This is a genomic window from [Zimmermannella] bifida NBRC 103089 (assembly GCF_001570925.1).
Classification (GTDB): Bacteria; Actinomycetota; Actinomycetes; order Actinomycetales; family Microbacteriaceae; genus Gulosibacter; species Gulosibacter bifidus.
Window position 1 is genome coordinate 47,091 of the sequence record NZ_BCSP01000009.1, and the last position, 21,570, is coordinate 68,660.

General features: G+C 61.7%; 13 protein-coding genes and 1 tRNA gene. 6 read left to right on the forward strand and 8 right to left on the reverse strand.

Annotated features, from left to right (window positions below; genetic code table 11):
* Positions 1-92 precede the first annotated feature (92 nt).
* Positions 93-908, forward strand: a complete 816-nt coding sequence (locus ZBI01S_RS07575) for an aldolase/citrate lyase family protein (RefSeq protein WP_066058727.1) — start codon at positions 93-95, stop codon at positions 906-908.
* Positions 909-988: 80 nt separating this feature from the next.
* On the opposite strand, the gene ZBI01S_RS07580 is transcribed toward ZBI01S_RS07575, so the two are convergent.
* The 3 genes from ZBI01S_RS07580 to ZBI01S_RS07590 form a co-directional block, all read right to left on the reverse strand.
* Positions 989-2,491, reverse strand: coding sequence for a hypothetical protein (locus tag ZBI01S_RS07580; protein ID WP_066058678.1), 1,503 nt, complete (start codon positions 2,489-2,491; stop codon positions 989-991).
* Between the two features lie 195 nt (positions 2,492-2,686).
* Positions 2,687-4,036, reverse strand: a complete 1,350-nt coding sequence (locus ZBI01S_RS09960) for a hypothetical protein (RefSeq protein ID WP_066058680.1) — start codon at positions 4,034-4,036, stop codon at positions 2,687-2,689.
* Positions 4,037-4,420: 384 nt separating this feature from the next.
* A tRNA-Ser gene (locus ZBI01S_RS07590) sits at positions 4,421-4,511 on the reverse strand.
* Between the two features lie 175 nt (positions 4,512-4,686).
* On the opposite strand from ZBI01S_RS07590, the gene radA reads away from it, so the two are divergent.
* Positions 4,687-6,012: a DNA repair protein RadA gene (gene radA / locus ZBI01S_RS07595; RefSeq protein ID WP_066058682.1), complete on the forward strand. Its 1,326-nt coding sequence runs from the start codon at positions 4,687-4,689 to the stop codon at positions 6,010-6,012.
* Between the two features lie 91 nt (positions 6,013-6,103).
* Here radA and ZBI01S_RS07600 read toward each other — a convergent pair whose 3' ends face one another.
* The 4 genes from ZBI01S_RS07600 to ZBI01S_RS07615 form a co-directional block, all read right to left on the reverse strand.
* On the reverse strand, positions 6,104-6,772 hold the full coding sequence (locus tag ZBI01S_RS07600) for a hypothetical protein (RefSeq protein WP_066058684.1): 669 nt from the start codon (positions 6,770-6,772) through the stop codon (positions 6,104-6,106).
* 291 nt (positions 6,773-7,063) lie between these two features.
* Positions 7,064-9,676 (reverse strand): 5'-nucleotidase C-terminal domain-containing protein, encoded by a 2,613-nt coding sequence (locus tag ZBI01S_RS07605; RefSeq protein WP_159421455.1) that lies wholly within the window; start codon positions 9,674-9,676, stop codon positions 7,064-7,066.
* Positions 9,677-9,935: 259 nt separating this feature from the next.
* Positions 9,936-13,991, reverse strand: a complete 4,056-nt coding sequence (locus ZBI01S_RS07610; protein ID WP_159421456.1) for an ExeM/NucH family extracellular endonuclease — start codon at positions 13,989-13,991, stop codon at positions 9,936-9,938.
* A 216-nt stretch (positions 13,992-14,207) separates the two neighbouring features.
* Positions 14,208-14,714, reverse strand: coding sequence for an amino-acid N-acetyltransferase (locus ZBI01S_RS07615; RefSeq protein ID WP_066058693.1), 507 nt, complete (start codon positions 14,712-14,714; stop codon positions 14,208-14,210).
* A 110-nt stretch (positions 14,715-14,824) separates the two neighbouring features.
* On the opposite strand from ZBI01S_RS07615, the gene ZBI01S_RS07620 reads away from it, so the two are divergent.
* Positions 14,825-15,781: a Ppx/GppA phosphatase family protein gene (locus tag ZBI01S_RS07620; RefSeq protein ID WP_066058695.1), complete on the forward strand. Its 957-nt coding sequence runs from the start codon at positions 14,825-14,827 to the stop codon at positions 15,779-15,781.
* Between the two features lie 27 nt (positions 15,782-15,808).
* Here ZBI01S_RS07620 and ZBI01S_RS07625 read toward each other — a convergent pair whose 3' ends face one another.
* Entirely contained in the window at positions 15,809-17,695 is a 1,887-nt protein-coding gene (locus ZBI01S_RS07625) for a helix-turn-helix domain-containing protein (protein ID WP_066058699.1), read from the reverse strand.
* A 116-nt stretch (positions 17,696-17,811) separates the two neighbouring features.
* Between ZBI01S_RS07625 and ZBI01S_RS07630 the strand changes: the two genes are divergently transcribed.
* The 3 genes from ZBI01S_RS07630 to ZBI01S_RS07640 all read left to right on the forward strand — a co-directional run bounded on the left by ZBI01S_RS07630 (position 17,812) and on the right by ZBI01S_RS07640 (position 21,532).
* Positions 17,812-18,936 (forward strand): alcohol dehydrogenase catalytic domain-containing protein, encoded by a 1,125-nt coding sequence (locus ZBI01S_RS07630; protein ID WP_066058702.1) that lies wholly within the window; start codon positions 17,812-17,814, stop codon positions 18,934-18,936.
* A gap of 161 nt (positions 18,937-19,097) precedes the next feature.
* Entirely contained in the window at positions 19,098-20,582 is a 1,485-nt protein-coding gene (locus ZBI01S_RS07635; RefSeq protein ID WP_066058705.1) for a flavin-containing monooxygenase, read from the forward strand.
* Positions 20,579-21,532, forward strand: coding sequence for an alpha/beta hydrolase (locus ZBI01S_RS07640; protein ID WP_066058708.1), 954 nt, complete (start codon positions 20,579-20,581; stop codon positions 21,530-21,532). The genes ZBI01S_RS07635 and ZBI01S_RS07640 overlap by 4 nt, the downstream gene beginning before the upstream one ends.
* Positions 21,533-21,570 lie beyond the last annotated feature (38 nt).

Genomic DNA, 21,570 nt, shown 5'->3' on the forward strand with positions numbered 1-21,570 from the left:
TTGGTGCGACCGCCACGCCGCGAGTGCTGCGAGGCATCTGCACCGACCCCGGATGAATGCGGGAACCGAAGCGAAGAAGGACGATGACGCACATGCCACACACAGCAGCTCTCCCACCGACGTTCAAGCAGGTCATGGCCGCCACCGACCGAAGCCTGATCGGCATGTGGCTGTGCTCGGGGTCGCCGATGGTGACGGAGATTGCCGCGGGTTCGGGGCTTGACTGGCTGATGATCGATGGCGAACATGCGCCGCTCTCGCTCGAGACGGTACAGCGTCAGTTGCAGATTGCCGCTGCGTACCGAGTCACGCCGGTCGTGCGCGTACCCACGAACGACAAGGTGCTGATTAAGCAGTATCTCGACCTTGGCGCGCAGAATTTGATTGTGCCGATGGTGAACTCGGCCGCCGATGCCGAGGCCGCCGTGAGCGCGCTTCGCTACCCGCCACAGGGTGTGCGCGGTGTGGGTGCGGCGCTCAGTCGCGGTGCCCGGTGGAACCGCGTTGACAACTATCTGCACCGCGCGAACGATGAGCTGGTGTCGCTGCTGGTACAGATTGAGACTGCCGAAGCGGTAGCGAACGCTGCCGAGATTGCCGCGGTTGACGGTGTCGACGGCATGTTCATCGGCCCGAACGACCTCGCCGCCTCGATGGGACTGATTGGCCAGCCGAGCCACCCAGACGTCAAGCAGCAAATGCAGCAGGTCATCGATGTGGCCCGAGCACACAACATGCCGGTGGGGATCACCGAGTTCAACTTGAACGCGGCGCAAGAGTACGTGGATGCGGGGCTCAATTTCGTGCTCGCCGGTGCCGATGTTGCCCTGCTCGCGCGCAGCACCGAGGCGCTGGCCACGCGGTTCATCGCCGGTGGCGATACCCGTCCCGAGCGCGCCAGCTACTAGCAGGCGCCCGCACTGGGCGACGCCCGGGCCCCATTCGAACCGTTGAGGTGTAGCCGGTCACGCGTCCGGCGCCGCAGCGGCTATTGATACGAAACGAAGGATGGCCGCGGTTCGATCTTCGCGGTCTGTGCCGGTGTCAGCATGGGCTGGTCTTCGTCAATGAAGTTTTTCCAACCGAGGTACACGCCCTCGGGTAGGTCCTCGCGGATCGCATCCCAGGTGGCGGCTTTGTCGCCGGGCGTGCCGTGCCCGTCTACGTGAATCAGCAACGCGAGTTCGTCGTGCGAAGTGTCGAGTGTGTCACGTTCGGTGATCATGTCGTTTCGGAATTGGTGGAGCACCACGACTTTCTGCGGTAGCTCGTGTTCAGCAGTGAGCGCAGCCAACCAATCCAGGGTTCTGTTGACTTCCGCCGCGGTCACCGTGCCGATCTGCTCGAGGTGCCGCTGCCCAGGCTTGAGTCGCCATTCTGGATCGATAGCGAGTCCCACATGTGGCAGTTTCAGCAGTGCTTCGTACTGCTTAGCCTGGGTCAAGAAATCGTCGTTGCCGGGCTGCAGATCAAGCACCACGTAGATGCCTTCCTCCGCGGCACGTTCTACCCATGGACGAAGCGCATCGACGGAGAGCTCGTCGGAATAGTCGCCGTCACCTTTGGATGCCGACGCAACCGTGGTGATGATCTCGAACGTGGGCACCACCGTGTATTTCGCATCCACCAAACTGTCATATTGCGCCGCGCGAGCCTTGACCTGCTCGACCGCACCGTCGAGGTCCTGCTCCCCCATCACCCCCAGCGCGGGGGTACCGGGGGTGCCGTAATCGGCGATCAATAGACGATTTTGGAGCGCGAGCTGCCCGCCACCGGGGAGTTCTGGTTGCGTTGCCGCGGTACGGAACCGCTGCGGGAACTGTTCCTCGGCACCGTGCATGTCACCGATCGCGAGCACCGTCGATTCGGCATGGGCCTTCGCCGTTGCAACCGACTCACTCGTTGCGCGTGGGTCGCCGAGCGGCCCTACCATCTTGACCGACTCGCCACCTGCCGCCTGCACGTTGGCAGCTGCCACCGCGCGCACATCGCCATCACCGCCGGTGGAGACTTCGACGAGCACGGCGGGCTGGGCAGGTTCCTGCACCTTGATCGTCGGCAGCTTCGTGTCATCGACGTCGTTGGGGTCAACACTGACCGTCTCGACATCGCCGAGGTCGCCGAGTGCCTCACCCGGAAGTTCACCGTCGGGGTGGATCACGATGCGCACGCCGAGACGTTCGAGTTCGTGGCGCACGCCGTTGCCCGCAATGAGCATGGGCGCGCGAAGCCGTGCGGCGTCGTCGGCGAGTGACTCGGCATCGTTGTGGGCCGCAACAAACGCGATGTCGCTGCGTTCGAAAAGCTGTTTCGTCGAGGCGATGGATGCGGCGCTCGGGTCTGATTCGTCCAGCACCTTCACCTGCGCCTCGGGTTCCGCTGCTGTCTGCTGAAAGACCACTTCGGCTTCGCCAGCTCCACCGCTCGCACACGCGGTCAGCACCGATGCCGGCAGCAGCGCGCAAGCTACCAAGGAAAGCACGTTGCGCATCCCAACCCTCCTCGTTGTTGAGCAGCAATTCTCGTCGCAATAACGGTACGAGTTGTGCCTGTTCCCCGCATCCTTCGGCGCGTCGCACCCGTTGCTAGCGCCGCAAGTTGCCACGGCGAAGGGCCCCGCATCCATCAGCTGGATGCGGGGCCCTAGTCGTGTGCAGAAGGCACGTTCCGCGCGGTGTTGCGGGGACTAGCTGATCGTGCCTCGTGGGTAGCCGTAGTGCACCTCAGCGTTGACGGCCTCGGTTGTCGTGTCGGCGACTACCGATACCGGGCGGGACATCGACGGATCTTGTTCGCTCACGAAGATGTAGTCCTTGGTAGGCACGTCGACCTGGTTTTCTGGGCTGGCTGCCGAGAACGACACCTCAGTGTTCGGGAACGGAAAGACGTACTCGTCGTACGATCCATTACTCGGAAGTCGAACCGAAGGCATGAGATCAGTACCGATGTTGTTCTTCGACCATTCGGTCATGTCAATGGTGACGAGTGGCGGGTTCACGTCCATGTCGTATCCGGCGTCTAGCAAGGCCTGCTTGATTTCACGGCTCGAGGGACCGAACTCGTGAGTTGCCGGCACCTGGATCATCTCCACGGCGCCATCCATCGTCTCGATACGAAGGTCAATTGGACCAGCAGTACCGTCTGCGTTCGGTACGTAGAACCGGCTAGTCTCATCCGGACCCGACGGGTCAGCGTCGTAGTCCAGCCAGTAGGGGAAGCCTAGGTACAAGTTGATGGAGTTCTTCGTCGGGGCCTTGACGAAGCGGAAGTCAACCTTGTAGCCGTCGCCGACCGGAACATTGTCGAATCGGTAGGTACCGTCTGCCGGGTTCAACGGTTTCTGAGCGATCTCTACGCCGTTGGCGTCAAGCAGCACCACTTCAATCTCACCGGCAGCGAGTGCCTCGGCAAGACCTGGGGACTGCGGTACTCGAGGATCCTCGTTCGCGGAGCCCCAACCAAGCTCCGGCGCGCAGACCGGCTCCGGCAGGGCAGGCTCGGTAGCTGGTGGTTCAGGCTCGGTAACTGGTGGTTCAGGCTCGGTAGCTGGCGGGGACGGCTCGGTGGATTCTTCAGGTAGTGGCGTTGCATCAGCCTCCGACGCTTGTGGAAGCGGCCGTGGCCCAACGCACTCTTCGGTTCGCTTTCCTGGTGTCACATAGGCAACTCCGCTCTGCCCACCAAAGGTGCGACTATCACCCCAAACCGTACCCGCAATGGACCCAACCGCCGGCTTAGGCGTCTCTGTAGGAGTCGGGGTGGCGGTAGGTGTGTTCACGGGAGTGGTGGCATCAGTTGGCTGTGGTGTCTCAGTGACACAAATCCCATCGCGCGTTTCTTCGGCCGAAGCCGACGGCGCGTTAACGGGAGCGAACACGGCAGCACCCAGCGCCCCAATTGCGAGCACCGAGAGCGCACCACGGTAGTGCTTGCGCATGAGCAACCAACCACTCGCGCCAAGAATGACCGCAGCAAGCAGCAGCGTCACGATGAAGGATGCATCCGCACCCGTTTCGGCGAGACCGTTGGGTACCAAACAGTCGGGGTCTATGGGAGCACCTGCAAATACCAAAACAAACCTCAAATCGGTTAATCACTCAACGATTTGACCCTATGCACTTCACGGCAATTTTCATAGGTTTTTTTGAAAACGACATTCTTAGGACAGCTCGCCCGTAACGGTCCGTTCAAGATCTTGTTACCCCGCGAACCATGGTGGGCTCGAGGGGCAAACGGCTTAGCCGACTAGTTGGTGCGGCGACGGCGAATGCGCATCATGCCCACTGCCAGCATGCCAGCGCTCAGCCAGAGCATTGGCAGCAGGATGGCACCGGTTCGGCCCCACACGGCATCTACCGTGGGCGCAATCACACAAGTTCAGGAAATGAAGAACGCCCCGCACAAGGCGGGGCGTTTTCACTGGCGGTGACGGTGGGATTTGAACCCACGGTAGGGGGTTGCCCTACACGACATTTCGAGTGTCGCACCTTCGGCCGCTCGGACACGTCACCGTCGACCAACTTTACACATCACTGTTTGATTGCACAATTCGAGGCCAATCTTTCTTGCGACGACGGCCGCCGCGACCCGCAATCACGGGCGACACGCCGCATCCACACCGGCACCACCGAGGAGCGCACCGCAACCCGTTCATGCAATGTCGCAGGGCACACGTAGGCTTACGCCATGGCAAAAACCCGCGCGCGAAAACCCGACTTCGTCTGCACCGAATGCGGCCACGAAGTCGTCAAGTGGGTTGGTCGCTGCCCCGAATGCCAAACCTGGGGAACCATCACCGAACGCGGCACCCCGAGCGGCTTCGCGCCCCGCGCCACCGCGCTCGCCCCGAGCACCCCGGCACAGCCAATTACCGAAATCACTGCCCGCGGTGCATCCCACTACCCCACCGGCATCGGTGAACTCGACCGCGTACTCGGCGGCGGCATCGTGCCCGGCGCAGCAATCTTGCTTTCCGGTGAGCCCGGCGTCGGCAAGTCCACGCTGCTCATCGAAACCGCCTCACGCGTGGCCGCCACCGGCGCCACTGTGCTGTACGTCAGCGGCGAAGAGTCCGTGCACCAGGTGCGCATGCGCGCCGAACGAACGAACTCACTACAGCCCACGCTGTACCTCGCCAGCGAAACCGACCTCGGCACGGTGCTCGGTCACATCGAAGAAATCAATCCGGCGCTCCTGATCCTTGACTCGGTACAGACGGTCGCAGCCGCCGAAGTTGATGCACTCGCCGGCCAACCCAGCCAGGTGCGCGAAGTGTCATCAGCCGTCATCCGTGCCGCGAAACAGCGCAATATGCCCGCGATCCTGGTCGGCCACGTCACCAAAGACGGCAACGTAGCCGGCCCTCGACTACTCGAGCACCTGGTCGATGTTGTCGCCCATGTCGACGGCGACCGTCAAACCGCACTGCGCTTCGTACGCACCCTCAAAAACCGCTACGGTGCCACCGATGAAGTCGGCTGCTTCGAGATGCAGGGTGAAGGGATGCGCGAGGTGGCAGACCCCTCTGCGCTCTTTGTGAGCGAGCGCGAGACGCCCGTCGCCGGCTCAGCCATCACCATCGCGTTGGAGGGCCGTCGCGCGCTCCCTGTCGAGATTCAGGCGCTCGTCGTACCCACCGCAGCGCCGAATGCCCGCCGGGTCGTCAATGGCGTCGATCAGTCGCGGGTCGCGATGCTCCTGGCAGTGCTGGAACGCCGTTGCGGCATCGTCCTGGCCGACCACGACGTGTACGTCTCTACAGTTGGCGGCGTGAAGCTCGTTGAGCCCTCGGCCGACCTCGCGATCGCCGCTGCGCTCGCCTCGGCGAAGTCAAACAAGCCACTCGCCCCCAAGCACGCCATCGTCGGCGAAGTCAGCCTCGTCGGTGAAATCCGCCGGGTGGCTGCCGAACGGCAACGCTTCAACGAAGCAGCCCGCCTCGGGTTCACCAACCACATCGGCCCCGATGCGGGCACAGTACGGCAGGCGCTGGCACGCGCGACCGGCGCTTAGCCGAGCCCCGCACATCCGCATTGCCCTATGCCTAGGTGCCGCCAACTGCGCGGCACACGCATGACCACGCACGACCGCGCAGCCGAGCCGTCTAAGCGAGCGAAAAGTACGTCGGTTCCGACGGAATACCCGCAACCGAGACCGTCAGCGTGTAGTACGCTCCCCCGCCCACCGCTGCCGGGCGTTCGCCGCCACAGGTGTCCGGCGCCGAACGCTCACGCACCCATTCAATCGGTGGGCTCGTTACTTCTTTACCCGGTTCAAGCTGCACGACCTGTGGCTTGCCGTTTTTTTGGCAGTGCGTTGACACCCAAATGACGTCCTCGCCCGACTTGATCGTGTATTCCTGAGTCGCAGTGCCAACGTCAATGACGCACGGTTTGGCCGCACGGTTCGTCAGCTTCATCGAGAGCTGCGGCTTCTGATCTGGGCCGTACGTTTCCGCATCCACAATCGCCGTCACCTGCACCTCAGTGCCGGTGCACACCTGCGGCGTTTCTTCGACGCGCTCAGTGGGTGTTGGTTCAGGTGCTTCAGGTGCGGGTGTCGGTGCGGGTGGCGCGGTGTCGGGGGCGGATGCGGCCGGTCGTGTCTGCCCCGCTTCGGTGCCGGGCTGCTGCTGGTCGCCACCGCTAAGCAATCCGATGACCGCCGAGACTGCCCACCACAGCAGGGCGACGATGAGCACGAGCACAACCAGCGCTGCCAGGCGACGCCGACGGTAGACGGCGGGCGATAGCTTTTGTGGTGTGGCGTGCATAGGTCAATTCTAGGGATGCGGATGGCAAGTGTTCGAGCAATCGTGTCAAGTCTCAGACGTCCGGCAAGAATTGTTGCCCCACAGCGGGTTCGAGGACGTATTTGCGACAAGCCCCGCCACCGGCAACAAATCTTGCGCGTGGGGTAGACCAACAGCCACCCATTGAGCCGGCTTCCTTCTCGACGTTGCCTGGAACTGCACTGACACGGAAAACCAGGAACGGCCGGACCCGAAGGCCCGACCGCTCCAGATCAAGCTAGCGCTCGCGCGCTAACCGGATGCGCTAGTCAACTAGGCGTTGCGCTGGCGACGGAGCAGCAGAGCTGCGCCGAGTGCTGCCATCGCTGCCGCAACGATTGCTGCGCCGGTGATGAACTGGTCATCAGCACCAGTTTCTGCGAGCTTGTCAGCGTCGGTACCGGCAACCGGTACTGCCGATGCGCTCGGTGCTGGAGCGTCGGTTGCAGGGATGGTCTGGCCACCGTCTGCAGTTACCGTGAAGTCAACCGTCGCGGTCTTGTCACCCTGCGCCAGAACGATCTGGTAGTCGCCAACCGGGAATGGCAGGTTGTCGTTGACGAGGTTGCCGTCCTGGTCGTACTCAGCCCAGGTCAGGCTTCCGCTAACGAAACCGTCAGCGTCTACCTCGACGTCGAACTCGATGCGCTCACCAGCTGGGTTCACAAGGAACGCGGTGATCGGTTCACCAGGAGTCCAGCCGCCACCGAGGTAGTTGATGCCCTTGGTCGACTCGGTCTCGGTGTAGGTCTTCTTCTCGACCTCAACGAACGGCTCAGCTGGAGCCGGCTCCTCAGCAGGGCTGACGGTCATCGGTACGAGAACGTACGAGCCCGAGCCCGAGCTGGTCGAGGTAGCCGCACGTGCAGCAACATCCGCTGCGCCACCCTTGGGTTCACCGGTGAGCTTGAGCGTGTAGTCGCCAGCTGCCATGTCTGCAGGTACCGTGACAGTGATTTCGGTCGAGTTGTTTTCGCCGTTGGCGGTTACGCCGGTGATCTCTGCAATTCCAACGGTGGTTGCGGTGCCGTCAGCAGCAATGAGTTCTGCCTTGACCTGGCCGTCTGCGATGAAGTCCTTCGAACGAAGGTCAGTGCCCTTGACGGTGAAGGTCTTTTCGGTTCCGGCCTGAACGACTGGAGCGGCACCGTTGTCGAAGTAGCCTTCGAGTTCGAAACCGTTACGGGCGGTGTCGGCCTTGAGCTCCTGGTTTGGCAGCGACTTGACGTATGCAACGAATGCGTCGAGGTCAACCGAACCGGTGTCGTAAACCGATTCTGCCTTCTTCAATGAGTGGAAGTTGTCACCACCGGATGCAAGGAACGTCGGCATAACGACCTTGTAGGTTGCGGCGGGGTCGAGCGGCTTGTCGTCAATGTAGATCGAGGTGATGCGCGAGCCGCGCTCCTGTGTGGCGTCGTACGTGTAGTTCACGTTGCTCGACATGCCCAGCTGCAGGTATGGACGCGAAGGAACGTTGCCGTCCTTGTCCAGCTGCCACTGCTCTTCGAAGACCTGCTTGAGGTTTTCACCCGAGATCGACACGATCGCGAGGTTGTTGGTGAAAGGCAGAACGGTCTGGGCATCCTTGTAGGTAAGAACACCGTCACCCTTGATGTCTTCACGCAGACCACCCGGGTTCATGATCGAGAGATCAGCCTTGGTTTCTTCGGTGCCAACGTTGTTTGCCCACTGGTGCATCGAGTCGGCAACTACGCCACCGAGCGCCGATTCCTGTGCACGGTCGTCCTTAACCGGAGCGCCGTTTTGCCAGGTGTAGGCGCGGGTGATGTTGTCGTTCACAACACCGATCTGCGCTGCACCGAGAACATCAGCTTCAGCCTTGGCTGCTTCCTTGATACCTACGACTGCGTCGTAGGTAGCCTGCGATTCAGGGGTCAGGCCGTCGCGGGTGAATGCTGGCGTGCCAGCCTTCGGGTCCGAGTAGGTGTCGATGACCGACGAGTCGGCCTTGACGACCTTGCCCGATGCGTCGAGGGTCAGGACAACCTGGCCGATTGCGTCACCGTACTGCGCAGCCTGAATGACTGGTCGAGTGGTGTCGCCAACTGGCGCCTCGTAGTTGTACTTCTGGTGGGTGTGCGCGTGGTAGATCGCCGCAACCTTTGGCGAGGTACCGGTCACCATTTCGTTGAACGTGGCGTTCGCAGCGTTCTCGTCGTAGCTGCCCGAGGTCGGACCACCTTCGTGATACGAGGCGATGATGACGTCGGCTTCACCGTTGGCTTCGTTGCCGTCGGTGAGCTGGTCTGCGTACTGGTTAACGGCGTCAACCGGGTTACCGAAGGTCAGGCCTTCGATACCTGATGGGCTAACGCCCGATGGAGTCGACGAGGTTACGGCACCGACGATGGCAACGCGCTTGCCGCCAGCTTCGACGATCTGGTAGGCGTCGAGCAAAAGCGAGCCATCAGTCTTGGTGACGTTTGCCGCCAGCAGGTGGCCAAACTCGTTCTTGATAGCCAGAGCGTCTTCCTGCCCCTTGTCGAACTCGTGGTTGCCAGCGGTGTACGACTCAACACCGAGGGCCTTGAGCGCGTCCTTCGTTGGCTGGTCGCCGGCGATCGACGACTCGAACTCCGAAGCACCAACCTGGTCACCGCTACCGAGGATTACGGTGTTGTCGGCACCGTACGCATCCTGCGCACTCAGAACTGCAGCAGCGAATGCGTCGACCTTGGTGATGCGGCCGTGGAAGTCGTTGAAACCAACGAGGTTGATCTGGGTTTCGCCAGCGGTCGGCTGGATGATTGCACCGTCGGTGCGGGCTTCGGCGTTAGCCGGAGCGACGAATGCGGTAAGGGCGAGCGCCGAACCAATCACCGACGCGATGCCACCCTTCACCGCCTTAGAGAAATTAGCCACACGGACTCCTAGAACAAATTGGGCACGAACTCGGACAGCGTCACAGTCTCAAGTAACGAACAGGTAAACCCCAGACAGTTTTCAGTTACAAAATTCGTGGTTTTCCTGGGAATTTTCCTAGACCGGCGGCATCCGACCGGAAACGACAACGTGCCGAGGCAGTCATTCGACCAGCCTCGGCACGTTGTTCAGTGTCGGTTCAGGACCTCAGTGCGCGTCACCACTCGTGAGCGTGGCGCGCTGTCCCGAATGTGCGTGACTACGCGTCGCCGTGGCGACGTCGCAGCAGCACACCAGCCCCGGCGACACACAGCACCGCAGCGAATGCGGCGATGAGGGTTGCGTCCTCTGCACCAGTGGCGGCAAGACCATTGCCACCCTCAGGCGCCTTGTCACCAGCTGCTACCGGTGCGGTCGAGCTGCTCGAAGCCGGTGCTGGCGTTTCCGATGTCCCCTCGGTTACCACCGAGAACTTGGCTTCGGCAACTGCGCCGTCCTGGGTCAGGACGATCGTGTACTCACCGACTGGGAACGCGAGGTTGTCCTCGACCAGGTTTCCATCCTGGTCATAGGTCGCCCACGTGAGCGTGCCCGAAGCCATGCCGTTCTCGTCGATCGTGACATCGAATGCCAGTTCTTCACCGGTTGGCGAGATCACGACTGCGTGTACCGGCACACCAGGGAGGAATCCATCGGCGAGCCAGACGATGCCACCCTTCGACTCGGTCTCGGTGTAGACCGGTCGCTCGACGACGAGGTTAGGTTCAACAACCTCGATGTCGGAGTTTGCTTCCAGGTCGCCCTGAAGTGCGAACACTTCGTGCATTCCGAGCGTTGCGTCAGCCGGGACGGTAAACGTCAGGGTTGCGGTTCCCGTTTCATCGGCCATTGCCGAGCCAAGCTGCACCGGCGTCGAGCGGAACTCGAAGTAGACCAGTTCGCCAGGTTTGAAGCCCGTTGCCGTTGCTACAACATCAGTTCCAGCAAGCACACGGTCGCGGTCAACCTTCACTGCTGGGTCGTAGGTCGGTGCCGGGTTCTCTGTCGGAGTCGGCTCCATGACGACGTTGAAGTGTGCCTGGCCGAAGTCTTCAGCCAGGTCAGCACGGTTAACGGCGTACTTGCCGCCACCGAGGTCTTCAACAGCCATTTCGGTGCTGCCATCAACAGCGGTCACGCTCTTGATCTGGTAGCCATCCTTAGCCGTTACCTGAAGCACGATCTTGTCGTCGAGGAAGTAGTGCTGTGTACCGTCCGCGGTCATTGCCGCGTAGCGGTCACCAGTACCCGAACCGAACTGCGCAACTGCAGTCTCAGCACCGTCAACGAAGCTGAGTTCGGCGAGGTCGTCGCGACCGTTGGTCTCGCCGTCAAGCGAAACCGTGGCGACCGAAGTCACGGTCGAGAAACCGGCAACGAACTCGGTGGTCGTCTTACCAGTTGCTTCAGGTGCAGCAACCTCAACGGTGGCTACCGGGTGCTTGCCAGCGCCCATGACTGCGCTGCTGGTCTTACCGGTCGACGGGCTGATGTACGTGACCTCAGTGCGCTGAACGTCAACGATCGACATGCGCGAGTCATCCGCATCCGCGAAGTACTGGGTGCGGTCGTTTGCCGGGGTCGGCAGGTAGACCTCTGCAGTGCCAGGTGCGATGCCTGGGAACGTGAACTTGCCGTCCACCTGCGAAGTCATCCACCACTTACCAGCGGCGTCCTTGACGTAAACGTAACCGGGACCCGAAACGAGTTCGCCATCGGTCAAGGCGTTGTCGAGGTTGCGGTCGCGGAAGTACGAAACAACGAGCTCGTTCTTCGCGGCCGGTTCGGTCACGTTGAAGCCAACGATTTCTGGGTTGTGGTCCGAAGCGCGGTACTGGTCGGCACGGTGCAGCTGCGTCACGTTGTAGTTGTTGCGGCTGTACTCGAGTGCGACCGGCTCGTAGGCGTTGATCGTCCAGATCTCGCGAGCCTCAACCAAGGCAGCGGCTGCCGGTGAAGCGAAGATGTGGTCGAGCGAACCAACCATGCCGCCGAAGAGGTACGACTCGCCGTCGGCTTCTTCGAGCAGGTCAACGTAGCCAGCATCGGTGATCGTGGTGATCGGGGTTTCCTTGGCGTAGGCGTTGAAGTCACCTGCGAGGAAGGCAAGGTCGGTGCCCTGCTTGGTCTGCTGCGCCTGCGAGAACTTCAGCAGTGCCTCAGCCTGACGGGTACGGTCGCCGTTCCAACCACCGGTGTTGTTCGACTGGTCGGCGTCGTTGTCTGGCGAAGCGTTGTCGCCGCTGCCCGAGCCACCCTTCGACTTGAAGTGGTTAGCGATGACCACGAACTTGGTGTCCGGGTTCTTGACTGCCGAGAACGTTGCGGCCAGTGGCGCGCGAGCGTTCGAGAACGCAGCGTCGTTGAGGATCTCGGTCGAACCGTCAACGTAGGTGACTGCATCCTTCTGGTAGATGAATGCCGTGCGGATGACGTCGTCGCCAGTTGCCGGAACCGTGCTTGGCGAAGGTACGAACGACCACTTCTCGCCGCCGGCCTGTGCGTTCAGCGCCTTAACGAGCTGCGACAGTGCATAGTCGCGGTTCTTGCCGAAGTCCGACGAGTCCTCGATCTCTTCGAGGGCCACAACCGAAGCGTCGAGCTGGTTGATCGCCGAAACGATCTTTTCCTGCTGCTGGTTGAAGCTGTCCTGGTCGTAGGCACCGCGAGCCTTGCAGTAGTTGTTCGTGGTGGGGTTGCCTTCACGGTCGGCGTAGTACTTGCAGCCGGACTCTTCCTTGCCGAGCGAGGTGAAGTAGTTGAGCACGTTGAAGGAAGCAACCGTCACGTCGGTGCCGAGCTGCGGAGCTGGCTTGCGCACGTCCGAGAACGAAACCGGCATGTCCGTGGTGCCCTGCTGCGGCTGAGTCGGCTGCAGACGCCACTTGTTGAAGTTGTACTCGAGCACAACACCCTCGCTGAAGGTTGCTTCAGCACCGATGGTTACCGGGTGGTCGAGGTCGAGGTATGGCAGCGGTACACCCGAGTTCTTGCTGAAGTCGGTGGTGGCACCGTCGTCGAGCAGAATTGCGCGAGCTTCGTTGTCGGCAACCTGTGCCTGTGCTTCGGCCGAACCTGGCGTACCAACGTCGGTTGGCTGGTGCAGTGGCTTGTCACCGAATGCCAGGCCAACTTCGCCGTAGCGGTCGAGGCCCTGACCCGACTTGCCGAGCACACCGTAGTTGTCGGTCACAACCAGGCCGGTCGGCTTGACGAGCATGCCTTCGTAGTTTTCGCGAGCGCCGAGGTCGGCCCAGACGGCCTGGTTGAGCTCGGTCGGGGTGACGGTACCGAGCGAAGTCGGGAGTACGTCAACAGCCGTTGCGGTGATCTGCGTCGACTCGTAGTACTCGGCAACCGCACCGGTTACCGAAACCGAGTCGCCTACCTTGACGTTGTTAACGAACGAGAGGTCCTTGTTGTAGACGAAGACACCAGTCGAGCCAGTGTGGCCTGCTGGCGCAGTGCCGTCGGCCATCTGAATGAAGAAGCCGTTCTTGCCGCCGGTGGCGTATACCGCGGTCACGACACCCTCGGTGGTCACGGTCTGCGATGCCAGTGGGCTCGCGTTACCGGTGCCCTGAATGTCGGCGATGGTGATCGGCGCAGCCGGGTCGGTCGGATCCGTTGGGCCAGTTGGACCCGTCGGGTCAGTCGGGCCAGTCGGGTCGGTTGGTTCCGGAGCGGCGCCCTGCCCCTGCGGGGTCGGTGCGCCGGCGACGAAGTCAACCGAGTTGTTGTCGGTGTCGACACCCGCAGTTACGCGAGCGACCGAGGTCGTGGCCGAAGTCCCCGGTGCGGCAGCAGTTTCGTTGTTAACCGCAGTTCCCCAACCAACGCGGTCGATCAGCGCACCGGATGCGTCAGTCAGGTCGACCTGGCCGGCCGAGCCACCCATCGCGATGCCGGTGGTCGTGTCAGCAACGAACGACGCGGCGTCCTTGTTAGTGCCGTAGGCGGCACCAATCAGGTAGTGCTGGCCAGGTTCAAGCGTGCCGCTCAACGTGTGAGTACCGCCGAGCCCACCCTTTGCGCTGTAGTACGACACGGTCATACCGTCGAGCGAAATCGGAGCCGAGGTCGGGTTGTAGAGCTCAATGAAGTCTTGGTTGTACGGGGCACCAGAATTGCCACCGCCACCGTAAACCTCGTTGATCACGAGGTTGCTGCCATCGACCGCTGCGACGGCTTGCGGTGCATTAACGGCCATCAAGCCGCCGGCACCGAGCGACACAGCCAGCGCAGAGGCTGCGAGACGCTGAATAAGAGAGTTCACGAATTGCCTTTCAATTGGCGAAACGAAGATACGGACGCCCGCAACTTAAGCGCTTCAGCTAACGCTGAGGCAACGATCAGGTAACGCACCGATTAACCAAATCGTTTACCAACCGTTCAACGAGGTGCGGGGCAAAATCCGGCTTACCTCGCCAACGACATGCATGCATCCGCATGCCACCCGCACCAAAAAACGGACAGAAGCGACCCAGAACCGCTAAGCCAGGCGCATGAGCATGCGGGTGTTGCCGAGCGTGTTCGGCTTTACCCACGGCAGATCCAGGAACTCTGCCATACCCGCATCCGGAGAATGCAGCATTTCTTTATAGGTAGATTCATCCACCAAGTGTTCATCTACGGCGGCGAATCCGTACTTGGCAAAGAAGTCCGTTTCGAACGTCAAACAGAACAGACGCTCAAGCCCGAGGTCCTTCGCTGCGGCGACCAAACCACGAACGATGCTGCCGCCGACACCCTTACCCTGCGCATCCGGATGCGTCGCCACGGTACGAATCTCACCGAGATCACGCCACAAGACGTGCAGCGCGCCACAACCAAGAATCGTTCCAGCTTCGTCTTCAGCGACGATGAACTCCTGAACAGCTTCGTACAGGACGACAAGATCTTTGCGCAGAATGATGTTCTGCTCCACATACGGCGCAATGAGCGCGTGAATCGCCACGACGTCAGCCGTCCGGGCTCTACGGGTCGTAATGCGGTTCATCCTTATATTGTGCTCCCAAAATACGTTTCTTGCACGCTTCCGCTGTGAGCAGCGCTGCCCCGTTGCCGTTCGTGGTTTCGGCAGGTGGATGCGCACCGTAGACTCATTCCATGCGATTGGGCGTCCTCGATGTTGGTTCAAATACGGTTCATCTACTCGTCGTTGACGCTCATCCGGGCGCGCGGCCGGTGCACTACTCGTCGATCAAGACGACGCTGCGCCTGATGCAGTATTTGCAGCCAGACGGTTCGATCTCAGATGCCGGAGTCGAGCGCGTCATGGAAACGCTGCGCATCGCAAAGGCCCACATTGATAAGGAACAGCTCGACGAGCTGATGCCGATGGCCACGAGCGCGCTGCGCGAAGCGAAGAACGGCGAGAAGCTGCTCAAGCGCATCCGCAAAGAGATCGGCATCAACCTGCAGGTGATGTCGGGACCGGACGAGGCACGCGTGACCTTTCTCGCGGTACGCCGCTGGTTCGGCTGGGCCGCCGGGCGCATCATGCTCGTTGACATTGGCGGCGGTTCACTCGAGCTGGCCATCGGTAACGACGAACTCCCCGAGCACGCCATGTCACTCCCCCTTGGCGCAGGTCGACTCACGAAGATGTTCTTGCAGTCCGACCCGCCAAGCGAAACCGACCTCAGCAACCTGCGCGCCCACATCCGCGAGCAGCTGCCGCCCGCACAGGAAGCATTCGGTCAGCGCAAGCGTGCCGACCAGTTTGTTGGCTCGTCGAAGACCATTCGTTCGCTGGCGCGCCTGGCCGGATCCGTTGTTGACGGCGTCGGCCCCGATGACCTCATCAGCCTGAGCCGCTGGCGTCTCGACGACTGGCTGCCCCGCATGGCACAGATTCCGGCGGATGCACGCCGGGCACTGCCGGGTGTAACGCAAGACCGCGCGTTCCAGATCGTGGCCGGTGGCTACGTGCTCTCGGAGGTCATGCACGCCTTCGATATCGAGACCCTGAATGTGTCGCCGTGGGCGATGCGCGAGGGCGTCTTGCTCGACTACCTCGACCGCCTGCCGCAGTCGATCGAGAAGCCGGCAACCAAGCGCTAGCACGCAAGGGCGCCCGCCCGGCCGCACCTAGTTGGTGTCGTCGCTAGGGCCCGCGATGCTCATTTGTTCCGATGCACCGATCAATCGGTGCGCCGTCAGCATCAGGTGCGTGTCGAGCCCGCGCTGGCCGTGATGCCAGTCGCGCCCCATGAGCTTGGCGATGCGATCAAGCCGCTGTCGCACCGTGTTCTCGTGCACGTGCAGGGCGCGAGCGGCCTGCGTGACCGAGTGCCCCGCATCCAAGTATTTCATTGCCGTTTCGAGCAGCAACGTGCCCTGTTCGCGGTCATAGTCCAGGAGCGGACCAAGCTGGTGTCGGATCGCCCGCTTGGTCGGTTCGATGGTGACCTGCGAGAGGAACGCGCCGAGCGCTCCGAACGTTTCCAGCGAAACCATCGCCTGCGTGTATCCGGATGCGCGGGCGGCTTGCACGACTCGCAATAGCAATTCGTGTTCTTCGGGCACGATCGCGATCGGATGCAACTTCGGCGAGTACCCGACAAGCAGGTTGCCGTGGCGGCGGGCACCGGATGCGGTCATCGTCGCTTGCAGGTGCGAGAACGCACGCTCGGGCATCACCGCCACAAGCTGTTCCCCCACATTCCCGCGCAAGAGCGAAGTACCGAAGTCGAGTTCGAGGCGGTGCTCAAACGTCGCGATCGACGACTCACTGCCGTCAACAATCAGGATGCGGAACGGTTCGCCATCGCGCACACCAAACTCAGCAAGGCGGGTGCGCGACATCGGCCCGAGCCCACCCGGTGGCGGCGCCAAGAGCTCGGCCAGCATGTCTTGATGCCGGCGCTTGTAGTCGCCACGCGCTCGCTGTTGCGATCGTAAGAACGCCCCGAGGATGCGCCCACACTCGACCAGGACTCGCGTTTCAATATCCCGCTGAGCTTCGGATTGTTGCCGAGCTTCGGCCACGATCGCACCAACTGTTTGCCCCTGGTGCATGGCGGCCATGACCACAACGCCCGAGCCGTCCTGGCGATTGGCATACATGGGCTCGCCCGACTTCGCCGACAGCGCCACGAGCGCGCGCTCACCGTCGCCGATTGCGCCGAAGCGGTCGCGCAGGTCGAGCTGAATCGTCAGGTCGATGGCCTGCAGTTCGCGACCGAGTGCGGTAGACATGTGGTCGCGCAGTTCGGCAAGCCCGTCTTCGCCCGAAAGCGCCTGCACGAGCGCGTCTTGGGCAATGCGGATGCGCGAGGCCAGCTCGTTTTCGTGCTGTGCACGTTGCGCTTCGGCGCGGGTCGAGTGCAGGGCACGGCTGAGCTGTTCGGTCTGGTCCAGGGTGTTGAGCCAGCTGGTGGCCAGCGCTGCGAGGGTATTGAGCGCGAAGACGTCTTCGGCCGGGAACGGCGCATCGCTGCGATTCGCGACATAGAACGTGCCCCAAGACTCGTCTGTCTCGGCATCGCCCAGCACGACACCGAGCATGGCACGCAGACCTTCGGACTGTACGCCGAGGTCGGTCGCTTCACTGTGCTGAAAGTAGCTGTCGAGCAGATAGTTACGGGTTTGCATGGGCACATCGGCCTCGAGACGACGTCCGAAAATACCGCCCGGCGCATCGCTGTGCAGCGTGCGGAATTCGTGAGTGTAGATGCCGTCGCTCGCAACCACGCGCTCGACCCCAGCTTCGCGTCGAAGCAAGAACACCGCATCCACATCGAGCACGGTACGGGTACGCGTAATGAGATAGCGCAGTGCACTGGCACGCGAGGTGTCGGGCGGCATGGTGGTGAGCATGCTGACGATTGCGGTGACGAGATTGCGCAGTCGCCGCTCAGAGGGCGCCAACCCGGCCGGGACCAGGACTTCTTCGGCACGCTTCGCCGCCGCGCGGTCATCCGAAGATTCGGGGAGTGTAGCGCGTGCAGAATCGAGCGAGTCACCATTTGGCATGTAGCTATTTCTACCACCACTCAGAATATGTGTAGGAAATTCTACACAAAACCCCCTTGAGACCTAGCAGACTTCAATGCAAGCCGAATGGCCAAGCCCTAATCAATGGAGATTTAATGACTACTGCAACTCGCAAGATTCGCGGTGCCGTGCTGAACGAGATCGGCGCTGAAGCACCTTTCGCCGAATCGCGTCCGATCACCATCGACACCCTCGAGCTCACCGCTCCAGGCCCGAACGAGCTGCTGGTTCGCATTGAAGCCGCCAGCATCTGCCACAGCGACCTGTCGGTCGTCAATGGTTCGCGCCCACGTCCGGTACCGATGCTGCTCGGCCACGAAGCCGCCGGCATCGTCGAAGAGCTCGGCGAAGGCGTCACCGACGTTGAGATCGGACAGCGCGTTGTCCTCACCTTCCTGCCTCGCTGTGGCGAGTGCCGCGAATGTGGCACCGACGGCAAGCTCCCCTGCTCGAAGGGTTCGGCCACCAACGAAGAAGGCGTGCTGCTCGAAGGCACCAACCACCTCACCCGCCACGACGGTGAAGTAAAGCACCACCTCGGCTGCTCGGGATTCGCCGAGTACGCAGTCGTCGACCGCCGCTCGATCGTTCCCGTCGGTGACGACGTACCCCCATCGATCGCTGCCGTTCTCGGTTGCGCCGTGCTCACCGGTGGTGGCGCGGTGCTCAACGCCGCCAACCCGACCAAGGACGACACCATTGCAATCGTCGGACTCGGTGGCGTTGGTATGGCCGCACTGCTCACCGCCATCGCGCAGAGCCCGGCTGAAGTCATCGCCGTTGACATGAACGAAGACAAGCTGCGCTTGGCGCGCGAATGGGGCGCAACCCAGACCTACACCTCGGTCGAAGCCGAAGAAAAGGGCATCACCGCCGACTTCGTCATCGAAGCCGTAGGCCACCCGCGCGCATTCGAAACCGCATTCAAGATGATCGGTTTCGGCGGCACCATGGTCACCGTTGGTCTTCCCGCACCGGGTGCAATGAGCCAGGTTGAGCCGGTCAAGATCACCGGTCGCGCCGAAACCATCATCGGCTCGTACCTCGGTTCGGCAGTTCCTAGCCGCGACATCCCCAAGTTCGAGCAACTCTGGCGCGAAGGCAAGCTCCCGCTCGAGCACCTCATCAGCAACGAGATTTCGCTCGACGAGATCAACGAAGGTATGGATGCACTGGCATCGGGCACCGTCCTGCGCCAGGTCATGCTCTTCGACCACTAGGGCTCAGGCCGCAACGGTGCTGACCTCACCAACCCAAACTTCTCAGACCCGCGCGGAGCGGGACGCAACGAAACCGCATCCCGCCCCGCGCATCCACGACAACCCCCTACACACCACCAACTACGTCCGTAGCTGGTGACGCAACAAGAACAGGAATCACAATGACCAAGCACTACCGTGTAGCAGTTCTCGGTGCTGGCCTCGGTGGCCTCGGAATGGGCGCATCGCTCGTCCGCGCCGGCATCGAAGACTTCATCATCTTCGAAAAGGGCGACGGCGTCGGCGGCGTATGGCGCACCAACACCTACCCGGGCGTTGCCTGTGACACCCAGTCGCACGCTTACTGCTACAGCTACTTCCTGCACCTGCGCGCATCGTCGATGTACGCACCTGGTTCGGACATGCACAGCTACAACGTGCAGCTCAAGGACGCTTTCGGCCTCGAGAAGCACATCAAGTACAACGCTGAAGTTGTATCGGCTAAGTGGGACGAAGCGGCGGCTCAGTGGACGATCGCACTGCGCGACGGCGAAGAATTCACCGCAGACTTCTTCGTACCGGCATGGGGCCAGCTGAACGCACCGAAGACCCCAGAGTGGAAGGGCCAGGAGCTCTTCAAGGGTGTCCAGTTCCACTCGGCTGAATGGGACCACAGCGTTGACCTGACCGGCAAGAAGGTTATCTCGATCGGTTCGGCAGCATCGGCTGTTCAGTACCTGCCTGAGATCGCCAAGGTTGCTGGCCACGTAGACGTCTTCCAGCGTTCGGCAAACTACATCCTCCCCCGCGACGAGATTGTCTTCACCGAAGCGCAGCTCGACGCTTTCGAAGCTCACCCAGAGACCTACGAAGAGTCGCGTAAGGAAATCTACGAAGCTCGTGAGGCCGGCTTCGACCGCACCCGCACCGGCTCGGAGAGCAACGCCGAAGGCGCCCAGGAAGCTGTTAACTACATGAAGTCGGTTATCACCGACCCAGTACTGCAGGAAAAGCTCACCCCGACCTTCGAGTTCGGCTGCAAGCGCATCCTCCGTACCTCGGCGTACTACCCGACCTTCCTGCGTGACAACGTCACCCTCGTGACCGAAGGCATCAGCCACTTCACCGAAAACGGCATCGTCACCACCGACGGTGTTGAGCACGAAGCCGACGTCATCATCTACGGCACCGGTTTCTACTCGCAGAACTTCCAGGGTGACCTCGAGGTTGTTGGCCGCAACGGCGTAACCCTCGCAGACCGCTGGGGCGAAGAGGACGCAGAAGCATTCGTTGGTGTAACCGTTGACGGCTTCCCGAACATGTTCCTCGTGTACGGCCCGAACACCAACCTGAACCACAACTCGAACGTTGCCATGTTCGAGATCCAGCACGACTACATCATTGATGCACTCAAGAAGCTTGAGGGCATCAAGGACGTTGCGGCTGAGGTTCGCCCAGAGCGCCTGCGTTCGTTCAACGAGCAGGTTCAGGAAGAGATGAAGGGCTCGTCGTTCTCGAGCGAGTGCTCGAGCTGGTACAAGAACTCGAAGGGCAAGGTCATCAACAACTGGTCGGGCAACGTCGAGGAGTACAAGGACTGGGCCGGCGAGTTCAAGCCTGCTGACTACATCATCACCTCGGCCGGAGAGCCGGTGGCTGCACAGTGAGCAACTTCATCCCGCTCGAACAGGTAGCCGAAGACCAGCGCGGCGTTGTCGCCGCCTTCCGTGAAGCCGGTTGCAAGTCCTTCGAGGACTTCCCAATCGAGGTTTCGCGCGAGAACTACGAGCGTTCGTCGGCCGCTAACGGCCTGGAACGCGACGAAGTTGCGCTGGTTGAGGACGTCAAGATCGACGAGTTTCAGGTGCGCGTATACGACCCGCGCGCTGAGCGGGATGCATCCTCACCCGTCCTCGTGTTTGCGCACGGGGGCGGGTGGGTGACCGGCTCGCTCGAGACTCACGACCCGGTATGCCGTCGCCTCGCGACGCTCACGGGAATGCCGGTAGTCGCTATTGACTACCGTCTCGGCCCGGAGTTTCCCTTCCCTGCTGGACACATGGACTGCCGCCGCGCAGTTGAATGGGTTCGCGACGAAGCCGCATCCCGTGCCTGGAACCCGAAGCGCATTGTCACCATTGGTGACAGCGCCGGTGGTGGCCTGGCAACGGTGCTTGCGTACCAGCCGCAGATGCAGGTTGAGGGAACGGAAGTTACCGCGCAGGTACTGCTCTACCCGGTACTGGACATTGCTGAAGAAAGCGTCGGATACGAGCGCATTGCCGAAGGCTTCCCGCTGACGGCAAAGACCATGCGCTGGTTCGCCGAGCACCTGCTTGCTGACAATGCTGATGCACGCGACGAGCGTGTTTCGCCGGCGCAGCACGTCAAGGTTGGCGATGCCCCTCAGCCTCCGGCACTCGTGCTTGCCCTCGGTCTCGACCCACTCGGTGTCGAAGCTGTTGAGTACGCACGCGTGATCGCGCTGAACGGTACCCACGTCGAGTTGCTGCACCTGCCGAATCACGCGCACGGCCTGTTCACGTCCGCCGGCAAGATTGCCATGGGCGCGAAAATGCTCGAACGTTCGGCAGCGTTCATCGCCGAACACGCGTAGTTTGCCGGATGCGGATGGTGCTGCACCTTCGTCACCGT

Excerpts from the sequence above, each read along its gene's own strand:
- ZBI01S_RS07635 (WP_066058705.1), top strand. The coding sequence starts at position 19,098 with ATGACCAAGCACTACCGTGTAGCAGTTCTCGGTGCTGGCCTCGGTGGC.
- ZBI01S_RS07575 (WP_066058727.1), top strand. The coding sequence starts at position 93 with ATGCCACACACAGCAGCTCTCCCACCGACGTTCAAGCAGGTCATGGCC.
- ZBI01S_RS07580 (WP_066058678.1), bottom strand. The coding sequence starts at position 2,491 with ATGCGCAACGTGCTTTCCTTGGTAGCTTGCGCGCTGCTGCCGGCATCG.
- ZBI01S_RS07625 (WP_066058699.1), bottom strand. The coding sequence starts at position 17,695 with ATGCCAAATGGTGACTCGCTCGATTCTGCACGCGCTACACTCCCCGAA.
- ZBI01S_RS07630 (WP_066058702.1), top strand. The coding sequence starts at position 17,812 with ATGACTACTGCAACTCGCAAGATTCGCGGTGCCGTGCTGAACGAGATC.
- radA (WP_066058682.1), top strand. The coding sequence starts at position 4,687 with ATGGCAAAAACCCGCGCGCGAAAACCCGACTTCGTCTGCACCGAATGC.
- ZBI01S_RS07620 (WP_066058695.1), top strand. The coding sequence starts at position 14,825 with ATGCGATTGGGCGTCCTCGATGTTGGTTCAAATACGGTTCATCTACTC.
- ZBI01S_RS07600 (WP_066058684.1), bottom strand. The coding sequence starts at position 6,772 with ATGCACGCCACACCACAAAAGCTATCGCCCGCCGTCTACCGTCGGCGT.
- ZBI01S_RS07615 (WP_066058693.1), bottom strand. The coding sequence starts at position 14,714 with ATGAACCGCATTACGACCCGTAGAGCCCGGACGGCTGACGTCGTGGCG.